The sequence below is a fragment of the Absiella sp. AM09-50 genome (assembly GCF_003433845.1).
GTDB lineage: Bacteria > Bacillota_I > Bacilli_A > Erysipelotrichales > Erysipelotrichaceae > Hoskinsella > Hoskinsella hominis.
This window is the reverse complement of record NZ_QVFI01000026.1, coordinates 25,300-50,126: the sequence shown is the minus strand read 5'-3', so window position 1 is coordinate 50,126 and position 24,827 is coordinate 25,300. Positions and strand designations below refer to the sequence as shown.

The window sequence follows — 24,827 nt, the reverse complement described above, 5'->3', positions numbered from 1 at the left end:
TCGGAAATACAATTCACGTATACATTATGTCGCATTACGTGATAAAATAATATTACATTGTAGATATCAAAGGGGAAATGATTATGGCAGTGAAGAAAAAGAAAAAATTAAAAAGAAAGATAAAAATTATACTTTTATTATGTTTAAGTATTTTATTGGTTGGCTGTGCTGGTGCAGCTTATTATATTACACAGGTATATGAAGATATTACACAAAAAGTGAAAGAAGTAACGTTAGATTATAATGAAAAAGCGCCAACCAACAGTTCCTATTATTTTGAAGGACAACGAAGTGATGAAGAATTTGATTCCTCATTATTCAAGTTTGATGAAATCAAAGACTATACAGTTACCTTACATTTCAGAGATAAAGATTATCCAGTGATTTTTCATGTGGAAGATCATGTGAAACCAAAAATCACACTCCCTGTAAAGGAAGTGGATTTGTATAAAGGATTTTCTATTAAAGATCTATATACCGCAAAAGATGAAAAATCAAAAGTAAGTGTGACACTCAACATGAAAGAAGAGGACTTTACTGTAGGGGAACATGAATTTTGTGTAAGTGCAAAAGATCAAAGTGGCAATACAGAAAAGAAGTGTCAAGTTATCAATGTGATAGACAGTACGCCAAAAGTAGATGTAGTATCAAAGGTATCCTTTGATTATGATTATAAGAATATGAGTTTAGAAGCAATCTTAAAGGATTATATGAAAAAAAGAGGTCTTACCACACAGGTTGCGATCAGTTATCATAGTTTTACGACAGGTGAAGAGTATTTTGTGAATGGTAATCAATGGATGGTGGCAGGAAGTACTTATAAATTGCCTTTGAATATGTATTATTATGAACAGGAGAATGCTGGAAAGATATCACAAAGTGATTTGCTGCTTTATGAGAAAGATGATTTTGAAGAAGGTGGACCAATCGGGGATACAAAGAAACCCGGAGATAAGATATCTATCGCAGACCTGCAGTTTTATAGTATCGTTTACTCTGACAACACAGCATCCCGTATTCTGTTTAAAGGCATAGGTGGCTGGGGAAGTTATCGTGAAGCAATTAAAAAATATAGCTCCATTAATTATGAAACGCCATATTATTCCAACAATATTACTGTACATTATATGAATGATGCACTGGTATATTTATATCAGCATCTAAACAGCTTTCCTGAGCTGTCACAGCGATTATATGGAGTTGCGCCAGGAGATTGTCTGAAGCGTTATTTAGATGTGCCAATTATGCAAAAGGATGGCTGTTATGGTAGTGCATGGAATGCCGCAGGACTGGTAATGAGTGATCATCCTTATGCAGTATCTGTATATACTTCTCTTGGAGAAGCAGGGAAAAATGTAATGGGTGAAATCAATGTGCTTTTATATAACTATGCACAGGCACATTAATACAATGAAAAAGTGAAAAAAATGAAATAAAGATTGAATTATTTTCAAAAGGTTGTACAATAAAATTAGGAAAACAACAAAATGAAAGCGCTATGGTTCCCACTCATCATCGGGAACCTATTCATATACAACAGTGACATAGTTCCATTTATCTTCAAATGTCAAACATACGTCAAGGAAAGGAGGAAAACTATGGCAATTTATGATATTTTGAGTGAAGTTCAAGATGCTAGAGAAGGGAATACCGGAATTTGTGAATTTAATGGCTTTTTAGAAGATTATCTTTCCACGATAGAAACAGTAGAGGGCAAAGAGGAAGTTTATACTTTATTATCAAAACTGTTTGAAAAGGACTGTAATCTCAAGATTTGTGTAGGTCTGAGATTAAATATCAATAAAGATGCAATCGCAAATCAAATCATCCGTTATAAGGATGCATTCAAATTGCCTAAAGGAAGCATTGTATGTCCTTACGTAGTATATGGGAAATTCGATGACGTCCAAAAGGCAATCATATTGACATTAGGAGATAAAGAAGAATATGTGAAAGCAAAAGCGTTGTATTATGTAATGAGCGAACCAGAAAATGAATATGAGGGAACTCGTAATGAGATTATCGCAGACTGTATGAATGAGGAAAACGTGGAGCTGATGCTTCAGGCAGTTGATTCATTCTTCTTCCAAAACAGTAAAGCAGGTATCGTTCAGCGTAATCTGGATTCTAAAATGTTTGACAGTTATGCAGAAATGTATGATTTGGCAAATCAGATGGGTAAGGAACAGGAAGCGTCTTTAAGGGAAACGCTTGCGGCCAGTGAAAACAAGGAAGCATGTATCAATACCTTTATTGCGAATTGGTTCCTTTTGAAGAAATTCTCTTATGTACAATACATGATGGATAAAAATAATCTGAATGCTGTACATGAAGGAAATGTAAAACGTCAGCGCCAGGTTGCGAAAGAAAAAAGCGATGCAATCGGTTTTGTGTCTTTCAGTGAACTATGGAAATTAGCAAAAGAAGTTCGTTAAAATAAACGGTGGAATATCATCTATTCGATGATGCTTCACCGTTTTTAAGCATTTTTGGTTTTTATGATAAAGAAGATACATCCACCAATCAAAATATTCAGATAATATGTCGCAAATCGCCATAAGATCATGATACTGCTGGCATATATCTTTCCAAAAGGTACGCTGAATATTAGTATAAAGGCACTTTCTGTCCAGCCTGAATCTCCTGGTAATGGTGTTAAAGCATTTAACATATGAATAAAACATGACAATAGTAAAATTGTCATGATATCCTCAAAACTTAAAGGCAAGCCTAATCCAATACCAACCAGATAAGGGATACTGTAATAAATAATTTGTCTTAATAAATCAATGATCACACCTTTTTTAATCAGACGCTTATCTTTTTTTAACTGTTTGATTTCCTTTGTGAAATATTCTACCTGAAGATTCCACTTTTCTAAGATTTCCTCTTTCTTTTTAATGATATGAAACTTTTCCCCAAGGGAAACGACTTTTTCACTGATCCAGGTATATAATTTAGGAAAATGTGACATGGTCCACAGAATCAATATAACGGAAGCATTGATGCATAGACCTGCCAAAACCAATAGGAAATAACCAGAAAAGGTATGAATAGAAAAAGTGAAATGTGTCATAATCAAAAGACATGCAAAGCCAACCACTACACTTTGGTAAAGAAAAAACTCTTTCCACAAGATACTTGCGATATCTTGATAAGAAATGGCAAGTTTACGAAAAGCATAAGTCTGTGCTACCTGTCCACCACCCAAAGGTGTCACCCCGTTAAAGAATGCGGCAATATAAGCGTTGTAGCAGCCATCCTTGAAAGTTACATCTTTTTTATATGGCTTTGTGATCGTATATAACATATATCCCTGTAAAAGATAATATAAAATACCAAAAAGAAATATAATGCCAATCCAGACAAGGGATACGCTTTTTAGATTATGCAGAACTTCTTGATAATCATCCTTAAGCGCAAACCAGAAAGCAAAGCTAATGAGCCCTATCAACAATATCATTTGCGCAATTGTTTTTTTCCAGTTTGTTGTCATACATGTCTTCCTTCCTTTACTATCGTATGCTTATTTTGTTAGTATAGCACTAAAATTCATGAAGAAATGTAAAAATATGGTTAAGTATTGCGTAGCATCCCTGATTTGCCGTATACTAATAGCAATTGGAGGTAGATGTAATGAAGTATTGCAGTACATGTGGACATCCACTTATTTTAAAAGAACATGAACATGAAGGAAGGATACCTTATTGTGAACAGTGCCAAGAATATCGTTTTCCTGTATTTAGTACAGCTGTTTCCATGGTGGTATTAAACCCTGAAAAAGATAAAATATTATTAATTAAACAATATGGCAGAGATCATAATGTACTGGTCGCTGGATATGTAAATCAAAAGGAATCTTTAGAAGAAACATTAATTCGTGAGCTGGAAGAAGAAATTGGTCTGAAGGTAAAAGCTTATCGATATAATCGCAGTGAATATTTCCCCAATACCAATACCCTGATGTGCAATTTTACAGTAGTGGCTGATGATGAGTGTCTGGATCATGTCAGTGATTGGGAAGTAGATGAGGCAAAGTGGTACAGCTTTGAGGAGGCAAAACACGAGGTAAAACCTTGTTCCTTAGCCCAGCGGTTTTTATTTGATTTTTTTAAGAAATGGCAGGATGCAAACAACCGCTATGATTTCAGCTGGATGGAAGTCAAAGATACAAAAAAGGAATCGTTATGATTCCTCTAATGTGATATCCATATCTATTATAACATCTTCAATAAATTCAGGAAGGAAAGCACCATTGCTCATTTCACTGATATCCTCATCGATTGCATCTTTTACTAGAAATGTATAAGTTACCTGTTCATCATATACCTTATCTAATATGATAATATGATTTATACGCAGGTAATGGTCAAGTTTTCCAATCAGGTCATAAGAAAATGTGAGAGAATATTTCTTCATATTTTCTTTTTTTGTGATAACAGCGTGCTGCAGGGCATTGGATACACTTTTAGAATATGCCCGAATCAATCCACCAGCACCCAATTTAATACCGCCAAAATAGCGAACAACAACCGCTGTGATATCCTGCATCTGAGAATGCATTAAACATTCCAGCATGGGTACACCGGCAGTACCAGAAGGTTCCCCATCATCATTGCTTCGTTGTAATTCATTATGTTCACCAATCACAAAGGCATAACAATGATGTGTCGCATTGGGATGTTCCTTCTTGATTTTTAAGATAAACGCTTTTGCGTCTTCTTCACAAAAACTTTTATGTAAATAGCACAGGAAGCGGCTTTTTTTGATATCTAGCTCTTCCATATGATCTTCTTTTAATCTGTACATAATATCACCGTATCTATTATATCGGAAAAGAAAATATAAAAAAAGAAAATTCGTTTGTGTATGTAAAAAAAAGATACCTAGCGCTTAGAAAATATGGTATCATGATAAGGTAAGGGCAATATAGATTGTCTGATTCATGCAGATCTTTCATGGTATGAAAAAAATTGCGATGGAGGGCATAAGCAATCTTTTAAATCCATACAAAAGACCTGTTATGAATATGCATAATTGACAGGGGTATCCATATGAAAGAAGTTAAGACGAAGTTTAAAGAGGAACAGATGTTCTATGGCTTTAGTACAATTTCCAATGAAAAAGAAGCAAAGAAAGACATGCTTGAATTGATTGACCGTATCAGACGTGTCAGTAAATGTGATACAGTTCTTCCCTATGTTGCGTTGATCAAAGATTTTTATCAGGATGAAGGAGAATTTCAGCTGTTTGTTGGAAGAATGGAATATCACCCTGATCTGGAAAAGCTGGTGGTTGTGGAAGGCGATTTTGCGACTGCGGAAGTTGAGCCGGCTTTTGGTCGTTTCTGGAGAAAGGCGATTACTTCTACAGAGCGCTACATGGAAACAAAATGGGCAGATAAAAATGGTTATACACCAGGAAGTGTAAAATATCTGTTGTTTAGTGAAAAGATAAAAAGTGAACATCCTACATTGGATTATTATATGCAGATAGAAAAGAAATGAAAAACATAAAGTCACATTTGACCTTATGTTTTTTTTGTGGAAAAAAAGAAGTGAATGAGGTTTCACTTCTTATCTAACTATTGTGCCTTAAATTCAATAAACTTAATTTCTCCCGGCGCAAAGTCCATAGGGATATTCTGGAAATCATCCATGAATACATCATGGATATAAGGATCATTTGTGGAATAGATCTGTAAGATGCTTTGATAACGAAATGGCAGCTCACTCATTAAATTCTCCGTGTGGATATGCAAATGAACACTTTGATGTACATTAGTATTACATACCACCAATAAAGCTTTATCTTCCTTTACATAAGTAAAGCCGATACCAGCATCTCTTGGTGTATCAAACCATACAGGGATACATGCCTGTGGTGTATGGATTTCTTCTATATACTCCTCACGGATGTGATTAGCGTGCTCCATTAATGTAGGCAATGTATTTAAATCATGAGCAAGATAGTTATAATAATAACGATCAATATATGCCTGCTTCAGATAACGGGTATCTGATTTAGGAAGGGAGTACAAATACTTTTGATCCCCGTATTCACTAAGCTGCAGTGGCTGTACCTCATAGCTTTCCACACCATTCATATACATTGGAATGCCATTTGGTAAAAACATATTCATGATACTTAACATATTTGTCAACGTCTTGCCATTTTCTAAACAGCTGCTTCTTCTGGAATCATAAAATTCACTGGCAGCAAACATTGGACATACGCAGCCTTTTAACTGATAAGCAAAGTTATGGAAGCGATATTGTTCAATCTGGGTTTCTTCATAAGCACTGTTTCCAGATATAGCATCATATCCTTTACGTTTCCATAAGGCACCATTTTCATGAATGGTATCTTCCGCAATCATCACAAAGCCTTTTTTATTTTTCTTTGCTTGTACAGCCATTTGTTTCTGAAGCTTTTCCGGAATCAAAAATGGTTTACCAAGGAAAATACCATCCACCTGTAATTCATTCTGATACCAGATGATATTCTCTGTTAAAGTATCCCAAAGTGCTGTGAACGGTTTTTTGGCAGGATGCAGATCTGCACGGATGATATCCTGTGTCATATAAGGGATACCGGCTTTTTTCAGCTCAGCAGGTGCGTGTGTATGAATATCTTCATAGAAGCGAAAATATGTTGTATCCTCATCAATAGGAAGATTGGCATTGATTTGATCAGAAAAAGCAGGTGCTAATACTTTCTTACAAGGATCATCATGTTTCACAAACTTTTGGATATGCTCCTTTACATCCTCACTGCGATAAAAATCCTTTAAAGTATAAGAAAAAGGCAGTGTATTTTGTGGTAAAGCATGACAGATTGGCGCATGATAGTTTTTATATTCCTCTTCTTTGATCCAATAGAAGTATTCTGGACACTCTCTTGCGTAGAAATTATCGATAGACATTTTACCAGGACAATATTCCAGTATCACATGAAATCCTAATAGATGACAGGCTTCCATGAAGGCAATACACTGTTGCTTGGCAGATAACTGTGGTACCAAAGGATCCTTTAGCTGATCGTCAATCAAACGGAAATCCAAAACACATTCTTTATTAGAATAATCATGTGTGGTATGCGTTTTTCCTAAACTGAATATCTGATGAAGCAGGATGGTATTGATACCCATACGTTTATAAAATGGTAAAAGCAGCATTGCCTTTAAAAAGGTTCCATTATCCTTTAGACCATATAAATTTTCATTTAAATTGTCGTCACGGTCATGATCCCATGCACTCGCACTGCGGATATGTAAAGAATAGATGTTTGCTTTTTTTAGCCAGTCTTTTTTCACAAGTGACTGTGCTTTTTTCAGTTTTCCTTTTTCATCAAAAAACAGATGTTGGAAAGAATAATGATAAAATGCATAAGGATTTACAAGTATTTCGTTGTTTCTTAAAATCCTTGTGTCGGAGTAGCCGAATAAATTCCAGGACTGGGGAAGTGCATAATTAAAGATATCCTTTTCGTGAATTTCAGCTTCTTTTTCCAGGTTTTGTAAGAGTAATGGTAAATATTTCATAAAATGCCCCCTTTTCGTCGTTTGCGTCAGTTTTTAGCATCACCTTTATTATACCGTGGAAATCCACATTCTTCTACAAATTTTACACCTTTTCGCTGATAGACTTTTTCATTAGGTGATAAAAATGAAAAAAATCGTATGGTATCTTCTGTTATGTATGACATTAAGTTCTTGTACATTATCAAAGGATGCCTCTGTGGAATTGGAAAAACATGCATCTTTGCAGGTGGAAGTATCGAATAAAGCATATGGTAAGGCACTGGTGTCTTTATGGAATACGCTGTATCCTGAACAAAAAGATGCCATTCATATCGTAAGTCCGGATAATTGCTTCCATCAGCAGTTTTATCATGATATCGAATGGGTAAATGATTGTGATGCATTATCAAAACGTACATATGCTTTGGCTTTTGATATAACCTCTGCTTATGATGTTCCATCAAGTTTAAAACGTACATCTTTAGAAGATTATTTTCAGCCAATAGAAGGGAAGGGGATGCTGTTTGTATATGCACAACCCATGCTGGATACATATTCGATCAAAGAAGATGAAATCTCAGATTTTATGAATTATCGTAACCCACATATGTATTACTATAATCATTATGCTGATCAGATTCTTCCATTATGGCTCTCTCATTATGATCCAGACAGCGGGGTTTCAATGGAGGATATATTTATGGAGGATGCATTTTTAGACTGTATCCAGCAAATGAAAGATTTTTATCATGAACATCAATTAGAAGATGATCCATATCATGCGACAAACTTTTTTACACAAGGCTATTTTAGTGGCTTGTTACCTTCACAAGAGATAAAGAAACAACCATATTATGCCAGTCAGCAGTTACATATCAAACCAATGCCATCACTTGATGAACAGGGCTATTCGCCCTATGCGGATACCTATGGATTTATGGTAAACAAAGACTGTCCCTATCCTAATTGCGCAAAAGCATTTATGAATATGGTACGCAGTAAAGCAGGCATCCAAGCATATCTTGATCATAATGATGGGGTGGTATTGCTTCAGAAAGAAGATATTTCAGACTTTCATATCTATGATGCTTTAAATAAAGAAATGATACAGGCGATGAATGGCAGTCGTTTATGGAGTATGGGAGCCATCAAAGAAAAACCATCAATTCATTATAAAGATTTATATCTGAAAACAAATATCGTATCGATCTTACAGAATGGGATCGTCGCCAATAAATCTGCGAAAACGATCCAAAAAGAAATTCATGCATATAGTAAAGCGTGGTGTTTACACCAATAAAAAACCCTTACCTATGATGATAAGGGTTGCTTGTTAGTTTTTGAATAATAGATCTTTCATGGTATAGCTGCCATTTTCCTGTTTCATCAGAAATTCCGCTGCACGAATTGCACCATTCACAAAGATTTGACGACTTGTTGCTGTATGGGTGATTTCAAAACTTTCATCATCCCCTAAAAACATAACGGTATGTTCACCAGCAACAGTTCCACCACGTACTGCATGGATACCAATTTCCTTCTGGCGTTTTCCAACCATGCCATTACGACCGTGTACTTCTTTATATTCATGATCAGGATTCATGGTTTCCACTAATAATTTCGCAGTTCCACTTGGCGCATCCTGTTTCTGGTTATGATGTTTTTCAATCACTTCGATATCAAAACCATCTTCCAGCATTGGTGTAATCAATGAAAGAACTTCTTTAAACACAGCGATACCAAAAGAATAGTTCGCAGAATAGATCACACGATTACTGTCTTTTAAATCTTCAATCTGTTTACGCTGTAAATCATTTAATCCTGTAGTACCACAAACCAGGGCAGCACCACTTTTTTTCACATAGGGAATCATCCATGATAGATTATCTGGATGAGAGAAATCAATGACACAATCCACTTTTTCCTGTAAAGCATCTAAATCCTGACAGTTGGTAATATCCACTACCATGACGACCTGATGACCATGCTCCTCTGCTGTTTTCTTTACCAGCTGTCCCATTTTACCAAAGCCGACAACTACGATATTCATAGTCCCACCTCATGCAATGCCTGTGCCAGTACTTCTTTATGCGCATCACTCATTTCACATAAAGGTAGACGATAACCGCCAACGCCTTTGCCCATAATATTCAATGCTTCTTTTACTGGGATTGGGTTGACTTCAATAAATAAAGCGTGAATCAAATCCAGATATTTTAACTGAGCTTCTAATGATTTTTTAACATCGCCATTCAGATAGTCCATAACCATATCATGTGTTTCCTTTGGCAATACATTGGCAAGTACAGAAATGACACCACTAGCACCTAAAGATAACATACTAGTAATCATATCATCATTTCCACTGTACATTGCGAAATCATCATTTAAATAACGTGCAATGTTGGTAGCGTATGAAATATTTCCACTAGCTTCCTTGATGCCACAGATATTCGGATGTTTACTTAATACTTTCACAGCATCTTCACTGATTGCGACACCAGTTCTTCCAGGAATGTTATACATGATAATTGGAATATTCACAGCATCCGCAACGGCAGTAAAGTGTGCAATCATACCCTGATTATTCGCCTTGTTGTAGTATGGAGAAATAATCAACAGATAATCTGCGCCCATTTTTTCGTATTTTATACTCTTTTCCACAGCTGTCTGTGTACAGTTGCTGCCTGCACCAACAATGACTGGCAAACGCTTGTTGATAACCTTTAATGTGAATTCCACAACTGCATCATCTTCTTCATGTGTCATGGTAGAACTTTCACCAGTGGTACCCAATACTAGAATACCATCTGTGTGATTGGCAACATGCCATTCCAATAATTCCTCAAGTTTTTCAAAATTTACACTGCCATCTTCGTGGAACGGTGTAATCAATGCTACAATACTACCCTTAATCATAATTGCTTCTCCTTTCGTGGTTCTCTTGGAATCACTTATCTTCAACAGTTATACTGTTTTATAGCCTTTCTTATAAATCAAATGCTTCGCCAAGTACCTGAATGGCTTTTTGTTTATCCTTTTCTTCAATCGTTAAAGAAATAGAAATTTCACTGGATGTAATCATATAATAACGGATGCCATGTGCACTTAATGTATTCAATACTTTTGCGGCGATACCACTATGTGTAGAAATACCAACACCAACCACAGACAGTTTCACAAAACCTAACAAACGACTGATTGGATATTTAGAATGTAATTCATCCAAATGTTCCAAAATCGTATCGGATTGCTGCTTATTACAATAGAAAGAGAAATTTACCTTTCCATCATGTGTCAGCTGCTGGGAAATTGTGTCCAGATTGATATCTAATTTCGCAATCATCGCAAATAATTCCCCAAGGAATTTTCCATCATTAGGAAGCTCATTCACACGCATGATGGCATAGTCGTCTTTGATACTGATACCGGTAATCGGCATATCTTCTAAATTCTTTATTGTTTCCATAATATATGTCCCCTTGCGTTTATCTTTCTCTAAGGCCTTGCCTAAAAATAATTTTACATGATACTTGCTGGCTAATTCCACACTTCTTGTTTCCAGTACACCAGAGCCAAGACAGGCCATCTGCATCATTTCGTTATAAGTGATCTCTTTTAAACGTTTTGCATGTGGATATAAACGTGGATCAATCGTATATACACCATTTACATCTGTATATATATGACATTCCCAGCCAAGTTTAGCAGCTAGTGCCACAGCGGTTGTATCACTTCCACCTCTTCCAAGGGTTGTGATTTCACCATTTTCTGTCGCACCCTGAAAACCTGCCACGACAACGACTTTTCCATCATCCAGATGTTTCTTTAAATTGGTGATGTCTATATCTTTAATGCGTGCATGGGCATGATGATGACTGGTAATGAATCCACACTGATATCCAGTTAAAGAGATTGCAGGGATACCCAGAGCATCAATTGCCATCGCAAGTAAGGTAATGGTTCTTTGTTCACCTGTACTTAATAAAGAATCCAATTCTCTTTGATTTACCTTGTCACTGATTGCCTTAGTCATTTCAATCAGTTTATTTGTAGTTTTCCCCATTGCGCTGGCAACGATCACAATATTGTGACCGGCTTCTTTCATTTCCTTGACATGCTGAGCAATCGCAAGGATCTGATCAATCGTACCAACACTTGTTCCTCCATACTTCTCAACTACATTCATACATTCACAACCTCATCACAATCCATTGCGTTCATATCCTGATAGCTTTCACGTTTTACTACGACACGTACCACACCATCTTTTACAAAGACAACGGCAGGTTTACCAAGCTTGTTGTAGTTGCTGGCCATGCTGTAGCCATATGCACCAGTTGTATAAATGATCAATAAATCATTCTGTTTTGCTTCTGGCAGCATGACATCCTCTACCAGTATATCTCCAGATTCACAACACTTGCCGGCCACCGTCACTTTTTCCGTTTTTTCTTCATTCATACGATTTGCGATATCACAGGCATATTCTGCCTGATATAAAGCAGGACGGATATTATCGCTCATACCGCCATCCACAAATAGATATTTTTTGTTTTCTGTCTGTTTCTGATAACCGATACGATATAATGTAGAACCAGCTTCTGCCACAATACTTCTGCCTGGTTCAATCATCACCTTATGGAATGATAAACCACAAGCTTCTTTCTGCGCCTTGCAGGTGTCTAAAATCGTCTTACAAACATCCTGTAAAGGAATTGGATGGTCAGCCTGCGTATAATATGCCGCAAATCCACCACCAAGATTTAAAGACGAACAAGTGATGCCAAATCGTTCTTGCATGATTTTCATGAATTCACAAAGATTGCCGATTTCCGCAACATACGCTTCCTTATCAAATATCTGAGAACCGATATGAGAATGGAAGCCTTCAAAAGTGATATTAGGAATACTTGTTAATTTATGAATCATATCCGCAATTTCCTGTTCACGCAAGATAGAAATACCAAACTTGCTGTCCACATGTGCTGTCACAATATATTTATGAGTATGTGCTTCTACACCCGGATTTACACGCAGCATTGTCTTTATAGAAGTACCTGCGTTTTTCATAATAGAAACTAATGCATCGCACTCCATATCATTATCAATGATAATCGTACCTACACCATATTTAACTGCCATTTCCAGTTCTTCATATGATTTATTATTTCCATGGAAATAAACACGTTCCATTGGAAATCCTGCCTGATATGCAGTAAACAGTTCACCACCGCTCACAACATCTAGACTTAAGCCATATGTCTTCACAAGCTCAACCATTGCTTTACAGCTGAATGCTTTACTGGCATATAAAACTTCTGTATCGAAATCCTTAGACTGAAACAGTTCATGATACATACTTAATTGCTGGCGTATTTTGTTTTCGTCGTATACATATAGGGGAGTTTTGCAGGTAGCCGCCAGCTGTTCTACAGATACTCCAGAAATTTCTAACACATTTTTGTTCATATCATTTACCTCTCGCAATAAAAAATGCCAGTAGATTCGCTCTTACTGACATGGTGTTTATCTCCTGACAATAAGATAGCACATCTACGTATTCGCAGACAGTCCAATGGATATTCTCCATCAGCCCACCATTTCCTTATGCCTAAGAAAACAGTTCGGCAGATTTGCTGTTAACATACATCAATCGCTCGCCAGCTCTGTAAGTTATAGTCGCATCCGCGCCTCTATCAAATTTGTTAGTATCATACCACTAACGCACGTAAATTACAACACTTTGGCGTGATAAATAGAAAATATTTCCAATGTTGTAAAAATTTATAATTTGATCTGCGTTATCTACATCATATCATAGTTTTCTCTAACATCGTTTGAATATTCCAAAATATTAAACATATGATATATAATTTCCTGTTAAGACCATTTTTTACCACTTATAAGAGTAAATGCTGATATTTTATGCATAATTTGGTATGATAAATTACTAGGAAATACATAAAAGTCACAAGTTATCTCTTATAAGAGAATTATTTCTTAAAACTGATGTATTTAAGGGAGAAAAAAAATAGTACAATAAATAAGGACAATGTTTCTACAACAAAAGGGAGATATAAAAAATGAGTAAAATTGCAATTATCGATGATGACGAACTATTTTCAGGTTTACTAAAAAACAAAATAGAAGAACTTTATCCTTCTTGGAAAGTTAACTGTTTTACGGATATGCCTGATGATTTTGATTTTGATGGCTGCCTGCTGGATATCGAATTGAAGGGCGTTCATGAAGGATTTGAAATCGCAAATAAACTAAAGCAAAAAGATTTAGGATTTCCAATTATCTTTATCAGCTCTCATGATGAACTGGTATGTGAAGGATATAAATATAGTGCACTTCGTTTCATTAGGAAACAATACTATCAAAAAGAACTGCCAGAAGCATTAGAAGCACTATTCAAAATCTTGCGTATCAGACAGGCGTATGTTGATGTAAAAGAAGATCGTAATAATATTGAATGTAGAATTATGATCAATAATATACAGTATATCTATTCAAGTGGAAGTTATCTTTACTTTCTAGATAAAGACAACTATCTGTTTAGAAAACGGGATTCTATGAAAAACTTCTTAGAAGAACATCCAACAAATTTAGTGAAATGCAGCAGTGGAGAATTGATCAATCCAATTTATATCAAAAATGTAGATAGCAAACGCTTAGAAATCACATTAAAATCCGGAAGAATTGTGAAATTCAATAAGCGTAATATAGGTCCGATCATCCGTACCTTTACTTTAGCAAGACGCTAGATTAGAACAGGGATTATTTATGTTATTGCTTAGTATTTGCATGTCTTTGTTGGAGAACTATTTAACACTTAGCTTTCCAGCCATCTTTGTGAAAGAAAAGTATCCCTGGCTGAAGTGGGTGTTTATGGGAATTTTGACATTGACATCTTTTTATCTTGATACATTGAATTATCCTTTTCTTATGGTTGTGCCAATTTTGATATTAGCTGCATTTTGCAGGTTGAATTATAAGGAACATTTTTGCATTAGTTTGTTTTATATTATATTCATTTTTACTATTTTATCTATTGTCGATATGTTCATTTTATTTATTAAGAATTTCTTTATGAGCTATTTAGGAAATAAAATCTATCAATCATATTTTATCCATCCTATAGGATTGATAATTAACAAAGTTATTCTGATATTTATTTACTATCTTTTCATAAAGAAGAGAAAGCTTTTTGATAACTTTACCATCAAGGATAAACAAATGCTTATGTTTTCTCTAACAGAAATTGTTATGTATGCAATGATTACTTTATTTCTATCCTTTGTAGTAAAAGAAAATATCTCATTTATGATTTTTCTATGCTTAATTCTTATGTTAACTATGATTTTCTTATTGTTTTCTTATCAGTATATTTTATTGATTAAAGCGAATAAAAAAGTTTTTGAGGAAGAAATGAAAAGAGCTTCTCAAGAATTTAATAAAAGTTATTATGAAGATTTCCAAAAAAATTATGATATGAATAAAGCATTGTCGCATGATTTGAAAAATCATATTACGTTGATTTATACTATGCTGGAAGAAAATCAAGTAAAAGAAGCCATGGATTATATTCAAGGAATTTATCATAAAATTGGTACATTTAAAGCTGTGAAAACTGAACGAGAAATTTTAAATTATATTATTGATTCAAAGTTATTTAATACGAAAGAATTAAATATACGTTATGTTATTGATATAAATAATAATTTAGATTTTATGGATGATGTTGATTTATGTATCTTGTTAGGGAATCTGTTAGATAATTGTATTGAGGCAGTAGAAAAAGTAAATAATCGTTTTATTGAATTGATTATTGATAAGAATAACGATGTTGTCTTTATAAATCTTAGAAATACATTTGATTTAAATTCATTAAAATATGAAAATGGCGAGTATATATCAAGTAAAACAGATTGTAAAAATCATGGTATTGGAATGAAGAATATAGAGAATATTATTAATAAATATAATGGTAATATAGTAATTGATATTAACGAATATTTTAATACGTATATTTATTTTTAAACAATGAATTCGCTTTGTCCCTATCATCACAAAATATCCCTTGTAACTTGAAGTTCATATATTATAGGAATATATTAAAGAAAAAGGAGGATTTAGAAAATGAAAAACATGATTAAAAAGGTGGTTGTGAAAACTGCATCCGTAGCTTCTTCAAATGTAACTTGGTTTGGTGAATATGAACCAAAAAAACCAAAAAGCTTAAAGAAACATGGTAAATAGACTGTTAAAAAAATTCACTGATTACATTTGTGATTCTTCTGATGAAGAAGAAAAAGAAGTGTTCCTTTATGGATTGGAAGCTATTGTATCATCAGTAGAATGTTTAGGATTATCCTTCCTGATCTGTTGCCTATTACATGAGGCATATTTTGGATTTTTCTATATTCTATTTTTATCAGTTATTAAGATAAGATTAACAAGCTTCCATTGTAAAACCAGGTTTACTTGTAGCATGTGTTATCTACTATTAGTTTTAACTAATTTAATAGCATATAAATACCTTGGATTTGCATCATTAACCATAATGCTAATGATGATTGCATTGATATTATGCTTGAGAAAGGAAGAAGTAACAAAGAAATTGTTATTCTTCTATACCGTATATATAGCCATTTTTATCATATTTCGGGCTAATCTTGGTGTCATCATCTTTCAGGTATTCAGCTCACAGCTTGGTTTGATACTGTTAAAGGATTTTCAATTAAGGGGTTCTAGTAGTACACATGAAATGATTTCAGAAAACTAAATTTCTTATGACAAATCATTCCTATTTCTAAAACGTATTTGAAATTATTTGCATGGATACAAATGAATTCTAAAATAAAGGGGTTGCTGGTGGCAATCCCTTTGCCTATATTTAGGATAAGGAGAAAATTATGGAAAAGAGAGATTTCTATTTTGGACTAGGATTTTTAACGTTTGTCATGGAATTGTCATTAAAATCATTTGTTCCGTATGGTGGAAATGATGATAAATTGTTTAAAATTTGTATGATTGTGTCAGTAGCTATGATGCTTTATAAAATTGTGCCATCTATTTTTGAATACATTGAACATGCAAAAAAGATGAAAAAAGATTAAAAAAAAGGTCAGTGACCTTTTCCTTTACATCAGATAAATTAACAACAGGATGCCAAGAACTGCTGTTAATATCAATACGTTTTTAAAGCTTAATAGCTTATCAAAGAATTCTTCGTTTCCCTCATCATCGTCGAAAATCGGCTGATGCAGATTCTTTTCATCCATTTGTTTCACCCCTTTAAGACACTTCTTCCTTTCTGGACTTGAGTATTATAGCATAAAAGCGAATCACAGTCGCAGATTTTTATAGAATCGTAAGAAAAAAATTAAAATATTAATCCTATTGTAATGGTAATAGACAGTAAAGAAATGTGATCAAAGGATACACATTTCTTTTTGATGTATAAACTACATAAATAAATAGAAGGAAACAATCCATAATAAGACGATTCCTGCAACAATGATTATGCCTTTGACACTAAAGATATTCTCACTAATGGTTTCTTTTGGATCAATGACTGTGCTGGTTCCGTTTTTCTGTTTCATTAAGCATCACCTGTCTTTCTCTCTGGTGCGATGGGTATACCCCTTGTATATATTATATTATATCATGTATGCTTTTTTTAATGGTATATCTTACCAATTTGTAATACAGAATTAAGATTTTTTAAGATTTTTTTTACCTGTATATGGAAAGTTTTGCATAATTATAGACATAATTGGCACTTTGTAGCATTATCTATAAATAAATAACGTTAAATGAATAGCAATAATTAGCTAAAAATGGTATGATTGCCCCGTACGTTTTAAAATATAGGAGGTTTAAAATGGAAAGTTCAAAAAAGATCGTCTGGTATAACCTTGCGTTTATGGCGTTCTCAACTGTTTGGGGTTTCGGTAACGTATTAAATGGTTACATGTACTTCAACGGTGTACAGGTTATATTCAGCTGGGTTCTGATGTTCGCTCTATATTTCGTGCCTTATGCACTTATGGTAGGTGAGCTGGGATCCGCATTTAAAAATTCTGGTGGTGGCGTGAGTTCTTGGATTCACGAAACAATCAGTCCAAAGTTTGCATATTATGCAGGGTGGACATATTGGGCATGTCACGTTACATATATTGCAAGTAAAGGTAGTGGAGGGTTAAAAGCATTAAGCTGGATGGTATTCCAGAATAGTGAAACTTACGCTAGCTTTGATACTCGTTTGGTTCAGTTGGCAACATTGGGCGTGTTCCTTCTGTTCTGTTGGATTGCAAGTAAAGGATTAAATCCATTGAAGAAACTTGCGACACTTGCTGGTACATCTATGTTTGTTATGTCAATTCTTTACATTATTATGATGTTTGCAGCACCTGCAATTAATCCGGGTGGCGGATATCTGCATGCTGATTTCAGCTGGAGTAATCTAATTCCTCAGTTTGATACGAAGTATTTTACATCTTTATCAATACTAGTATTTGCAGTTGGTGGATGTGAAAAGATTTCACCTTATGTTAATAAGGTAGAAAATCCTTCTAAAGGATTCCCTAAAGGTATGATTGCACTTGCAATCATGGTTATGGTTTGTGCTATCCTTGGTACAGTAGCGATGGGTATGATGTTTGATCCAGCGGATATCGCAAACAACTTTGATGCTTACAATGCGAATGGTTCCTATTGGGCATTCCAGAAGTTAGGTGAATATTATGGTATGGGCAATATCTTAATGATCATCTATGCTGCATGTAATGCAATTGGACAGTTCTCAACACTTGTTATTAGTATTGACGCTCCACTTCGTATGTTGTTAGACAATGAAGATGCTAGACAGTTCATTCCTACAAAATTATTGAAACAGAATAAATATGGAGCTTATGTAAACGGTATTTGGATGGTAGTTATTTTATCAGGTTCTATTATTCTGATTCAGGCTTTGGTACCTAGTGCGGATACAGTACTTCGTCAGTTGACACAGTTAAACTCTGTCACTATGCCAATGCGTTATTTATGGGTATTCTTAGCTTACATTATGTTGCGTAAGAAGATTAAGAAATTTAATCCAGAGTATAAGTTTGTGAAGAACCAGAAAGTTGCTTATTTCTTTGGATTCTGGTGCTTCTTCGTTACAGCATTCTGTTGTATTCTTGGAATGTACAAAGAAGGCGACTTATTTACAACATTGTTGAACGTTATTACACCAATCGTATTGACTGCATTGGGATTGATTCTGCCAATGATCAAAAAACGCGAAAAAACAAATGCTTAAAACAAAAAAGGCAAGATAGCGATATCTTGTCTTTCACTATATAATCATGAACTTTTGTGTTATACTAAAACAGGAAAAGTCTATCAGGAGGTAAAATCATGTATAAAGATACAGCAAAAGAATTATTAACATTTATTCAGAAAAGCCCTAGCTGTTTTCATGCTGTAGACAGTATGAAAGCGATGTTGAAGGAAGCTGGATATGAAGAATTAAGAGAATGTGAAAATTGGAAATTAGAAAAAGGTGGAAAGTATTTTACTACAAGAAATGGTTCATCATTAATTGCTTTCCAGATTGGTAATACATTAGATGATTATCACTATCAGGTAACATCATCTCACAGTGATTCTCCAACTTTTAAAGTAAAAGAAGTTGCGGAATTAAAAGGAAAAGGCGGATACTTACAGTTAAATACAGAAGGCTATGGCGGTATGCTTTGTGCAACATGGATGGATCGACCATTGTCTTTAGCTGGACGTGTACTTGTGAAAGAAGGAAACAGTTTCGTAAGCAAGCTGTTATCTTTTGATAAAGATTTGGTATTAATTCCTAATGTCGCAATTCATATGAATCGTGAAGTAAACAGTGGAATGAAATACAACAATCAGGTAGATATGCTACCATTATTCTCTGCTGGAGAATGTGGAGAAGGCGATTATTATGCATTGATCGCAGAAGCATTAGGCACAAGCAAAGAAAATATTTTCGGTACTGATTTATATTTATATAATCGTATGGCACCTAGCATTTGGGGCGCAAAAGAAGAATTTATTTCTTCACCGAAACTGGATGATTTACAATGTGCATTTACATCATTAAAGGCAATGATCAATAGTAAGAATGATCATGCGGTAAATGTATTTGCTTGTTTTGATAATGAAGAAGTTGGTTCAGGTACTAAACAGGGCGCATGCTCAACATTCTTGTTTGATGTATTGCAAAGAATCAACGATAACTTAGGTTTTGCGAAGGAAGATTACTATCGTGCAGTTGCGAAGAGTTTTATGGTGTCTTGTGATAATGCACATGCTGTACATCCTAACCATCCTGAAAAAACAGACGCAGAAAACTGTACTTACATGAATAAGGGAATCGTCATCAAATATAGCGCAAACCAGAAATATACAACAGATGCAATCAGCTCTGCAGTATTTAGTGGCATTTGTGAAAAAGCTGGTGTACCTGTACAACATTTCGCCAACAGAAGTGATGCAGCAGGTGGCAGTACACTTGGAAATTTATCTAGTCAAAAAGTATCTATGCATACAGTGGATATCGGACTTGCACAGCTTGCAATGCATTCTTCATATGAAACAGCTGGTATTAAAGATTCTCAATATATGATTGATGCTTTGACATGCTTCTATGATACAAATCTTCACATCACAGATAGTGAATGTATTGAGGTACAAGACTAATAATGGCAAAGAAAAAAAAGAAAATACATGTAGATAATCTGCATTTAATGAAAAAACTGGATGAAGAATATCTTGCAGGATTTAATCGTGTTTATGATAGTTTGATGAAATCCAAGAAAAGTGATACAGATATCAATATCATCGCAAACATTGCTTTGGAAGATTGTTTAAAAGGTATGCAGGATGGTAAAAAAGTGACCATGGTCATTCCAAAGGATGTAAAGGATTATATCCAAAAGAATTCCAAAGGTCATGCGTATAAAGAAATGAAAAAGAAGATTCGTGATCAAGATTGGGAAAAGTTTCAGATCAGTAGTATCTGGTATGTATTCGCAACCTGTATTGTATTGTTCTTCTTTAAGAATTTATTAATGCAGAAGTTTTTGGTAAATTACATTGTAGATGTGATTGTAGGATGTATCGCTGGTGGTATTTCTTTCCAGAACTTCATGATACGTAGAAGAATCATCAAACGTTATGATTTTGATAGTTTCTTTATGCAGATGGATGTTTCATCATTGGCTGCTTGTATCGTTGTGAAGATTGTTTCACCGGGCAACTTTGATATCACCTATTTGATTTTGGTAATTGCATTCTTTATAACGAAGAAAAAAATCAAACCGTTGTTTGAAGAAGTAATTTAAGAGTAAGGATTGTAGTATTGACTTTAGATGGATGCTAAATTATCCATGAAGTATAAAATCGGAGAACCATAGCCTCAGTTGGAAGGAAACAGAGATGAAATTGAATCTCTGTTTTTTTTTTGTATATAAACTATATCATTGAAAACTCAATGATTATTGTTTGATGCTTTGGGAAGTAAAAGCTTTTTTGTGCGCTTAGAATCAAAATAATATGATATACTTCTTCTAGTAGGATTGGAAGTGATATTGTGCAGAATATGAATTACTATTATGACTTTTCAGGGCAGAAGTTTAATTACCCTTTAAGTCTTAGTATTAATAGTTTTGATCGACAGGTGTTTTCACGACAAAGCAGTTTAGAGATATCCTATGTATTAAAGGGAGAATATGAAGCATTGTCAGATCATTTTACTAGAATCATCAAAGAACATGAACTTGTGATGATTGCCCCGGATGATATTCATATGATAAGAAAAATAGGTGAAGGGGAACATGTAATCTTAACGATTCATGTAGACTTCTCAAGGTTTTCTGAAGCAATGGTACCAATAGTGAAGGATGCTTTTCAATCCATGATCTGTACAGATGTTGAGAACGCAAAAGTTTATGGAAAGTTAAGACACATGATTGCGCAGTTAATTGTTCACTTAATGGAAGAACAAAATAATTTATTTGAGCTGAATGCAATTATGATGGAGCTGGTGAATGTTGCCGCAAATCGTAAATATCCTGTGGAAAACCTACCCTTTCAGTCTACACATCATGAAAATTATATGAAGGCAATTCGTTATATTGATCAACATTATGAAAAGGATCTACATCTGGAAGATGTCGCGAATACCTTATCTTTTAGTGTATCTTATACTTCGCGTTTGTTTAAGAAATATACAGGGATACCTTTTGTGAAATATCTTGCCTATGTTCGTATTCGTGCGTCTTTAGAGGCGTTGTTGGAAGGGAAAGACAGTATAGAAGAAATCGCAGCTGCATGTGGCATGCCAAATTCAAAATCCTATACGAGTGTGTTTAAAGAGATGTATGGGGTTGTGCCAAGTGCATATCGTAAACGTTTTAAACGCAATATGAAAGTTGGAAATGAATTACATGAACAGGAAATGGTATTTGATGATGCACTGAAAAAGCTGTTAGCCCATCTTTTGATGGAGATAAAAGAAGTGGTATATGAAGATGAGCAGGTCAAAATTATCAAGCAGCAAGGGGAAATTATATGTCAAATTAAAAATGCATCAGAATATCAAAGTGTGTTATCTACCCAACAGAATATGTTAGAAGTCGTCATAAAACGGAAATAATCCGTCAAATTTTGTTGTATTATAACTTGTGAAAAGTTGAATAATAGCAAATAATAACCTTTTTTATCAACCTATGATAACGATTACATTTTCTTGATATGTTACAATTAACACATGAAGGAGATGTAAACTATGAACAAATATCCACATTTATTTGAACCTATCCAAATCGGGGAAACGGTTGTGAAAAACCGTGTTTTTATGCCACCGATATCTACCAATCTAGCAAATAAAGGCTATATCACAGATGAATTGGTATCACATTATGCTGCCAGAGCAAAAGGTGGTGTAGGATTGATTATCACAGAAGTCACAACAGTTGAACCAACCTATATCTATTTGCCAGGAGATATTTCTATCGCTGATGATTCCTATATTCCAGGCTGGAAAAAACTTGCGGATGCAGTACATACATATGGCGCTAAAATCATGCCACAATTATTTCATCCAGCTTATATGGCTTTTCCACTTCCAGGCACACCACAGTTGATTGCGCCTTCTACTGTAGGACCAAGTTATTTAAAACAAGCACCACGACCAGTTACGATTGAAGAATTGAAAGTCATTATCAAACAATTTGGAGAAGCAGCTGCCAGGGTCAAACAGGCTGGTGGCGATGGTGTAGAAATTCACGCTGCACATGCACATGGCTTATTAGGTGGCTTCTTATCACCTTTGTATAATAAACGAACAGATGAATATGGCGGAGATATCAATGGTCGTTTACGTTTAACGTTAGAAGTGATTGAAGAAGTAAGAAAAGTTTGTGGCACAGATTTCATTATTGATGTAAGAATATCAGGTGATGAATACAGTGATGGTGGATTAAACCTAAATGATGGTATTTATATCGCAAAACAGATAGAAAAAGCTGGTGCTGATTTTATTCATGTTTCTGGTGGCACAACCATTAAACGAGGAAGTTCTATACCAGCACCTGGGACAAAACAGGGATCTCATGCATTGCTTGCGGAAGAAATCAAGAAGCATGTAAATATTCCTATCGCCAGTGTTGGGCGTATCACAGAACCTTGGATTGCGGATGAATTGATTGCCAATGGTAAAACTGATATCTGTATGATTGGTCGTGCCAACCTATGTGATCCAGAATTTGTGAATAAGGCAATGGAAGGAAATGAAATGGATATACGACCTTGTATTGGATGCCTTCGTTGTTTGAATGGTATCATGTTTGGAAAACGTGTTGCCTGCAGTATCAATCCATCCTTAGAACTTGAAAATGAAGATACGATCAAGGAAGCTAACCAGAAGAAAAATGTTTTGGTCATTGGTGGTGGACCTGCTGGTATGGAAGCTGCTTATGTTGCGAAAAAACGTGGACATCATGTGGTTCTATGTGAAGCTGAAAACGATTTAGGTGGACAGTTAAATATTGCGGCAGTACCAATCGCAAAACAAGACCTGACAAAAGTTACACAGTATATGCGTCGCAAACTTCAGCATGCAGGCGTGGAAATTCGTTTATCTACACCAGTCACAAAAGAAATGCTGGAAAATGAATTTGCTGGTTATGAAGTTATTGCAGGAACAGGCGCAAAACCAATCATCATCAATGCCTTTACTGGTTTTAAACAATGGATGAGTGCAGATGATATCCTTGCGGGTAAAGCAGTGCCAGGTCGTAAAGTTGTGATCATTGGTGGAGGCTCTGTTGGATGTGAAACAGCAGATTATCTTGCGCCACTTGTGAATGATCGCTTCCCAAGAAATAAAGCCATTACCATTTTAGAAATGGCAGATGAAATTATCATGAATGAAAGTGGTCCGGGAAGAAGCCTGTTGGTACAGCGTATGATGAGTAAAGGTGTAGAAGTTGTATGTAAAGCCAAGGTTACCAAAGTAGATGAAACAAATATCTGGTATGAAAAAGATGGTCAGGAGCATTGTATTTGCGATGCGGATACCCTTGTATTTGCGGCAGGATATCGAATTGATCCAGCAATGGAAAATATGTTGGAGGAAGCAAATACACACTATCATATCATTGGGGATGCAGAAAAAGTTGGTAATATCAAAGATGCAATCCATCGTGGTTATGAGATCGCAAAAGATATTTAATATAAAATTAGCGGATAAAAAGATATCCGCTTTTTTGTGTTATAAGGATGAAAAAAAAGACATCAACATGTCTTTTTAAGATGATGAATTATGACGAGTAATTTCCGCATCTAAATCAAAGTAAACCGTTTCTTCTTTTTCAAAATCTACTGTTTTTCCATCAAATGTGGTTGCCGTTCCATGGTATTTGAATAGCAACTGTTTGTCCTGTTCTTCGATATCCAACTTAATATCAGAGGCTTTATATTCATCTTTTAAATTTGAACAGACAACTTCATGCGTCGAGTGTATCATAAAGAGTTTTAACTCTGCGGAAGCAGAAGAATCAATTCCATTTTTGCCTGTAAATGAGATATAAGGTGCTTCTATTTTTAAATTTCTACCTGCACTACTTCCACCTACACTGATACAAATTTCTGGATGATCTGCACACCATATATAAAATACATGAATGCCACAAGCTAGTACTACTACAATAAGTGATAATATAAGATATTTTACTTTAATTTTGATGTAATGGTTCATGATGATTCT

25 protein-coding genes and 1 riboswitch are annotated in these 24,827 nt (G+C 34.8%); of the genes, 15 read left to right on the top strand and 10 right to left on the bottom strand.

What is annotated here, in order from left to right; genetic code table 11:
* Nucleotides 1-83 precede the first annotated feature (83 nt).
* Nucleotides 84-1,406 (top strand): serine hydrolase, encoded by a 1,323-nt coding sequence (locus tag DW114_RS17135; protein WP_158552321.1) that lies wholly within the window; start codon nt 84-86, stop codon nt 1,404-1,406.
* A 192-nt stretch (nt 1,407-1,598) separates the two neighbouring features.
* Nucleotides 1,599-2,435: a hypothetical protein gene (locus tag DW114_RS17130; protein WP_117454924.1), complete on the top strand. Its 837-nt coding sequence runs from the start codon at nt 1,599-1,601 to the stop codon at nt 2,433-2,435.
* A gap of 44 nt (nt 2,436-2,479) precedes the next feature.
* Here DW114_RS17130 and DW114_RS17125 read toward each other — a convergent pair whose 3' ends face one another.
* Nucleotides 2,480-3,496, bottom strand: a complete 1,017-nt coding sequence (locus DW114_RS17125; protein WP_117454923.1) for a lysylphosphatidylglycerol synthase transmembrane domain-containing protein — start codon at nt 3,494-3,496, stop codon at nt 2,480-2,482.
* Between the two features lie 140 nt (nt 3,497-3,636).
* Between DW114_RS17125 and DW114_RS17120 the strand changes: the two genes are divergently transcribed.
* A complete protein-coding gene (locus DW114_RS17120; protein ID WP_117454922.1) occupies nt 3,637-4,191 on the top strand; it encodes an NAD(+) diphosphatase in 555 nt (184 codons plus the stop codon).
* Here the strand turns inward: DW114_RS17120 and DW114_RS17115 are convergent.
* Nucleotides 4,186-4,809 carry a YigZ family protein gene (locus tag DW114_RS17115; RefSeq protein ID WP_117454921.1) on the bottom strand — a complete coding sequence of 208 codons (624 nt, stop codon included), beginning with the start codon at nt 4,807-4,809 and terminating at the stop codon, nt 4,186-4,188. The genes DW114_RS17120 and DW114_RS17115 overlap by 6 nt on opposite strands.
* 245 nt (nt 4,810-5,054) lie before the next feature.
* Between DW114_RS17115 and DW114_RS17110 the strand changes: the two genes are divergently transcribed.
* Entirely contained in the window at nt 5,055-5,507 is a 453-nt protein-coding gene (locus DW114_RS17110) for a hypothetical protein (protein WP_117454920.1), read from the top strand.
* Between the two features lie 77 nt (nt 5,508-5,584).
* On the opposite strand, the gene DW114_RS17105 is transcribed toward DW114_RS17110, so the two are convergent.
* Nucleotides 5,585-7,543: a maltodextrin glycosyltransferase gene (locus DW114_RS17105; protein ID WP_117454919.1), complete on the bottom strand. Its 1,959-nt coding sequence runs from the start codon at nt 7,541-7,543 to the stop codon at nt 5,585-5,587.
* A gap of 124 nt (nt 7,544-7,667) precedes the next feature.
* On the opposite strand from DW114_RS17105, the gene DW114_RS17100 reads away from it, so the two are divergent.
* A complete protein-coding gene (locus tag DW114_RS17100) occupies nt 7,668-8,822 on the top strand; it encodes a hypothetical protein (protein WP_117454918.1) in 1,155 nt (384 codons plus the stop codon).
* 33 nt (nt 8,823-8,855) lie between these two features.
* Here the strand turns inward: DW114_RS17100 and dapB are convergent, their stop codons facing one another.
* The 4 genes from dapB to lysA form a co-directional block, all read right to left on the bottom strand.
* Nucleotides 8,856-9,572 carry a 4-hydroxy-tetrahydrodipicolinate reductase gene (gene dapB / locus DW114_RS17095; RefSeq protein ID WP_117454917.1) on the bottom strand — a complete coding sequence of 239 codons (717 nt, stop codon included), beginning with the start codon at nt 9,570-9,572 and terminating at the stop codon, nt 8,856-8,858.
* A complete protein-coding gene (gene dapA, locus DW114_RS17090; RefSeq protein WP_117454916.1) occupies nt 9,569-10,441 on the bottom strand; it encodes a 4-hydroxy-tetrahydrodipicolinate synthase in 873 nt (290 codons plus the stop codon). Before dapA ends, dapB begins: the two co-directional genes overlap by 4 nt.
* A gap of 70 nt (nt 10,442-10,511) precedes the next feature.
* Entirely contained in the window at nt 10,512-11,711 is a 1,200-nt protein-coding gene (locus tag DW114_RS17085; protein WP_117454915.1) for an aspartate kinase, read from the bottom strand.
* Complete coding sequence (gene lysA, locus DW114_RS17080) at nt 11,708-12,994, bottom strand: diaminopimelate decarboxylase (RefSeq protein ID WP_117454914.1); 1,287 nt, start codon at nt 12,992-12,994, stop codon at nt 11,708-11,710. The genes DW114_RS17085 and lysA overlap by 4 nt, the downstream gene beginning before the upstream one ends.
* A gap of 68 nt (nt 12,995-13,062) precedes the next feature.
* Nucleotides 13,063-13,229, bottom strand: a riboswitch (Lysine riboswitch).
* Nucleotides 13,230-13,608: 379 nt separating this feature from the next.
* Between lysA and DW114_RS17075 the strand changes: the two genes are divergently transcribed.
* The 5 genes from DW114_RS17075 to DW114_RS17055 all read left to right on the top strand — a co-directional run bounded on the left by DW114_RS17075 (nt 13,609) and on the right by DW114_RS17055 (nt 16,650).
* Nucleotides 13,609-14,295, top strand: a complete 687-nt coding sequence (locus DW114_RS17075; RefSeq protein ID WP_117454913.1) for a LytR/AlgR family response regulator transcription factor — start codon at nt 13,609-13,611, stop codon at nt 14,293-14,295.
* A 124-nt stretch (nt 14,296-14,419) separates the two neighbouring features.
* Entirely contained in the window at nt 14,420-15,571 is a 1,152-nt protein-coding gene (locus DW114_RS17070) for a sensor histidine kinase (RefSeq protein WP_158552320.1), read from the top strand.
* Nucleotides 15,572-15,670: 99 nt separating this feature from the next.
* Nucleotides 15,671-15,790: an AgrD family cyclic lactone autoinducer peptide gene (locus tag DW114_RS17065; RefSeq protein ID WP_117454911.1), complete on the top strand. Its 120-nt coding sequence runs from the start codon at nt 15,671-15,673 to the stop codon at nt 15,788-15,790.
* Nucleotides 15,780-16,316 carry an accessory gene regulator B family protein gene (locus DW114_RS17060; RefSeq protein WP_117454910.1) on the top strand — a complete coding sequence of 179 codons (537 nt, stop codon included), beginning with the start codon at nt 15,780-15,782 and terminating at the stop codon, nt 16,314-16,316. Before DW114_RS17065 ends, DW114_RS17060 begins: the two co-directional genes overlap by 11 nt.
* A gap of 130 nt (nt 16,317-16,446) precedes the next feature.
* Nucleotides 16,447-16,650: a hypothetical protein gene (locus DW114_RS17055; protein ID WP_117454909.1), complete on the top strand. Its 204-nt coding sequence runs from the start codon at nt 16,447-16,449 to the stop codon at nt 16,648-16,650.
* A 24-nt stretch (nt 16,651-16,674) separates the two neighbouring features.
* Here DW114_RS17055 and DW114_RS21345 read toward each other — a convergent pair whose 3' ends face one another.
* Complete coding sequence (locus DW114_RS21345) at nt 16,675-16,815, bottom strand: hypothetical protein (RefSeq protein ID WP_158552319.1); 141 nt, start codon at nt 16,813-16,815, stop codon at nt 16,675-16,677.
* Between the two features lie 183 nt (nt 16,816-16,998).
* Entirely contained in the window at nt 16,999-17,136 is a 138-nt protein-coding gene (locus tag DW114_RS21340; RefSeq protein ID WP_158552318.1) for a hypothetical protein, read from the bottom strand.
* Nucleotides 17,137-17,417: 281 nt separating this feature from the next.
* Here DW114_RS21340 and DW114_RS17050 point away from each other — a divergent pair, with 281 nt between their 5' ends.
* The 5 genes from DW114_RS17050 (at nt 17,418) to DW114_RS17030 (ending at nt 24,293) form a co-directional block, all read left to right on the top strand.
* Entirely contained in the window at nt 17,418-18,839 is a 1,422-nt protein-coding gene (locus tag DW114_RS17050) for an APC family permease (protein WP_117454908.1), read from the top strand.
* Between the two features lie 98 nt (nt 18,840-18,937).
* Nucleotides 18,938-20,257, top strand: a complete 1,320-nt coding sequence (locus DW114_RS17045) for a M18 family aminopeptidase (protein WP_117454907.1) — start codon at nt 18,938-18,940, stop codon at nt 20,255-20,257.
* A gap of 2 nt (nt 20,258-20,259) precedes the next feature.
* Nucleotides 20,260-20,901 carry a transporter gene (locus tag DW114_RS17040; protein WP_117454906.1) on the top strand — a complete coding sequence of 214 codons (642 nt, stop codon included), beginning with the start codon at nt 20,260-20,262 and terminating at the stop codon, nt 20,899-20,901.
* 257 nt (nt 20,902-21,158) lie between these two features.
* The gene (locus tag DW114_RS17035) at nt 21,159-22,214 is read left to right on the top strand and encodes a helix-turn-helix transcriptional regulator (RefSeq protein WP_233511381.1); all 1,056 of its coding nucleotides are present in this window, start codon (nt 21,159-21,161) and stop codon (nt 22,212-22,214) included.
* Between the two features lie 132 nt (nt 22,215-22,346).
* Nucleotides 22,347-24,293, top strand: coding sequence for an FAD-dependent oxidoreductase (locus tag DW114_RS17030; RefSeq protein ID WP_117454904.1), 1,947 nt, complete (start codon nt 22,347-22,349; stop codon nt 24,291-24,293).
* 75 nt (nt 24,294-24,368) lie between these two features.
* Here DW114_RS17030 and DW114_RS17025 read toward each other — a convergent pair whose 3' ends face one another.
* A complete protein-coding gene (locus DW114_RS17025; protein WP_117454903.1) occupies nt 24,369-24,818 on the bottom strand; it encodes a hypothetical protein in 450 nt (149 codons plus the stop codon).
* Between the last annotated feature and the right edge of the window lie 9 nt (nt 24,819-24,827).

Coding starts and splice junctions, on each gene's coding strand:
- DW114_RS17130 (WP_117454924.1), top strand. CDS start 1,599: ATGGCAATTTATGATATTTTGAGTGAAGTTCAAGATGCTAGAGAAGGG.
- DW114_RS21340 (WP_158552318.1), bottom strand. CDS start 17,136: ATGAAACAGAAAAACGGAACCAGCACAGTCATTGATCCAAAAGAAACC.
- DW114_RS17135 (WP_158552321.1), top strand. CDS start 84: ATGGCAGTGAAGAAAAAGAAAAAATTAAAAAGAAAGATAAAAATTATA.
- DW114_RS17025 (WP_117454903.1), bottom strand. CDS start 24,818: ATGAACCATTACATCAAAATTAAAGTAAAATATCTTATATTATCACTT.
- lysA (WP_117454914.1), bottom strand. CDS start 12,994: ATGAACAAAAATGTGTTAGAAATTTCTGGAGTATCTGTAGAACAGCTG.
- DW114_RS17120 (WP_117454922.1), top strand. CDS start 3,637: ATGAAGTATTGCAGTACATGTGGACATCCACTTATTTTAAAAGAACAT.
- DW114_RS17055 (WP_117454909.1), top strand. CDS start 16,447: ATGGAAAAGAGAGATTTCTATTTTGGACTAGGATTTTTAACGTTTGTC.
- DW114_RS17060 (WP_117454910.1), top strand. CDS start 15,780: ATGGTAAATAGACTGTTAAAAAAATTCACTGATTACATTTGTGATTCT.
- DW114_RS17110 (WP_117454920.1), top strand. CDS start 5,055: ATGAAAGAAGTTAAGACGAAGTTTAAAGAGGAACAGATGTTCTATGGC.
- dapB (WP_117454917.1), bottom strand. CDS start 9,572: ATGAATATCGTAGTTGTCGGCTTTGGTAAAATGGGACAGCTGGTAAAG.
- DW114_RS17125 (WP_117454923.1), bottom strand. CDS start 3,496: ATGACAACAAACTGGAAAAAAACAATTGCGCAAATGATATTGTTGATA.
- DW114_RS17050 (WP_117454908.1), top strand. CDS start 17,418: ATGGAAAGTTCAAAAAAGATCGTCTGGTATAACCTTGCGTTTATGGCG.
- DW114_RS17085 (WP_117454915.1), bottom strand. CDS start 11,711: ATGAATGTAGTTGAGAAGTATGGAGGAACAAGTGTTGGTACGATTGAT.
- DW114_RS17105 (WP_117454919.1), bottom strand. CDS start 7,543: ATGAAATATTTACCATTACTCTTACAAAACCTGGAAAAAGAAGCTGAA.
- DW114_RS17035 (WP_233511381.1), top strand. CDS start 21,159: ATGAATTACTATTATGACTTTTCAGGGCAGAAGTTTAATTACCCTTTA.
- DW114_RS17065 (WP_117454911.1), top strand. CDS start 15,671: ATGAAAAACATGATTAAAAAGGTGGTTGTGAAAACTGCATCCGTAGCT.
- DW114_RS17030 (WP_117454904.1), top strand. CDS start 22,347: ATGAACAAATATCCACATTTATTTGAACCTATCCAAATCGGGGAAACG.
- dapA (WP_117454916.1), bottom strand. CDS start 10,441: ATGATTAAGGGTAGTATTGTAGCATTGATTACACCGTTCCACGAAGAT.
- DW114_RS21345 (WP_158552319.1), bottom strand. CDS start 16,815: ATGGATGAAAAGAATCTGCATCAGCCGATTTTCGACGATGATGAGGGA.
- DW114_RS17040 (WP_117454906.1), top strand. CDS start 20,260: ATGGCAAAGAAAAAAAAGAAAATACATGTAGATAATCTGCATTTAATG.
- DW114_RS17100 (WP_117454918.1), top strand. CDS start 7,668: ATGAAAAAAATCGTATGGTATCTTCTGTTATGTATGACATTAAGTTCT.
- DW114_RS17115 (WP_117454921.1), bottom strand. CDS start 4,809: ATGTACAGATTAAAAGAAGATCATATGGAAGAGCTAGATATCAAAAAA.
- DW114_RS17075 (WP_117454913.1), top strand. CDS start 13,609: ATGAGTAAAATTGCAATTATCGATGATGACGAACTATTTTCAGGTTTA.
- DW114_RS17045 (WP_117454907.1), top strand. CDS start 18,938: ATGTATAAAGATACAGCAAAAGAATTATTAACATTTATTCAGAAAAGC.
- DW114_RS17070 (WP_158552320.1), top strand. CDS start 14,420: ATGGGAATTTTGACATTGACATCTTTTTATCTTGATACATTGAATTAT.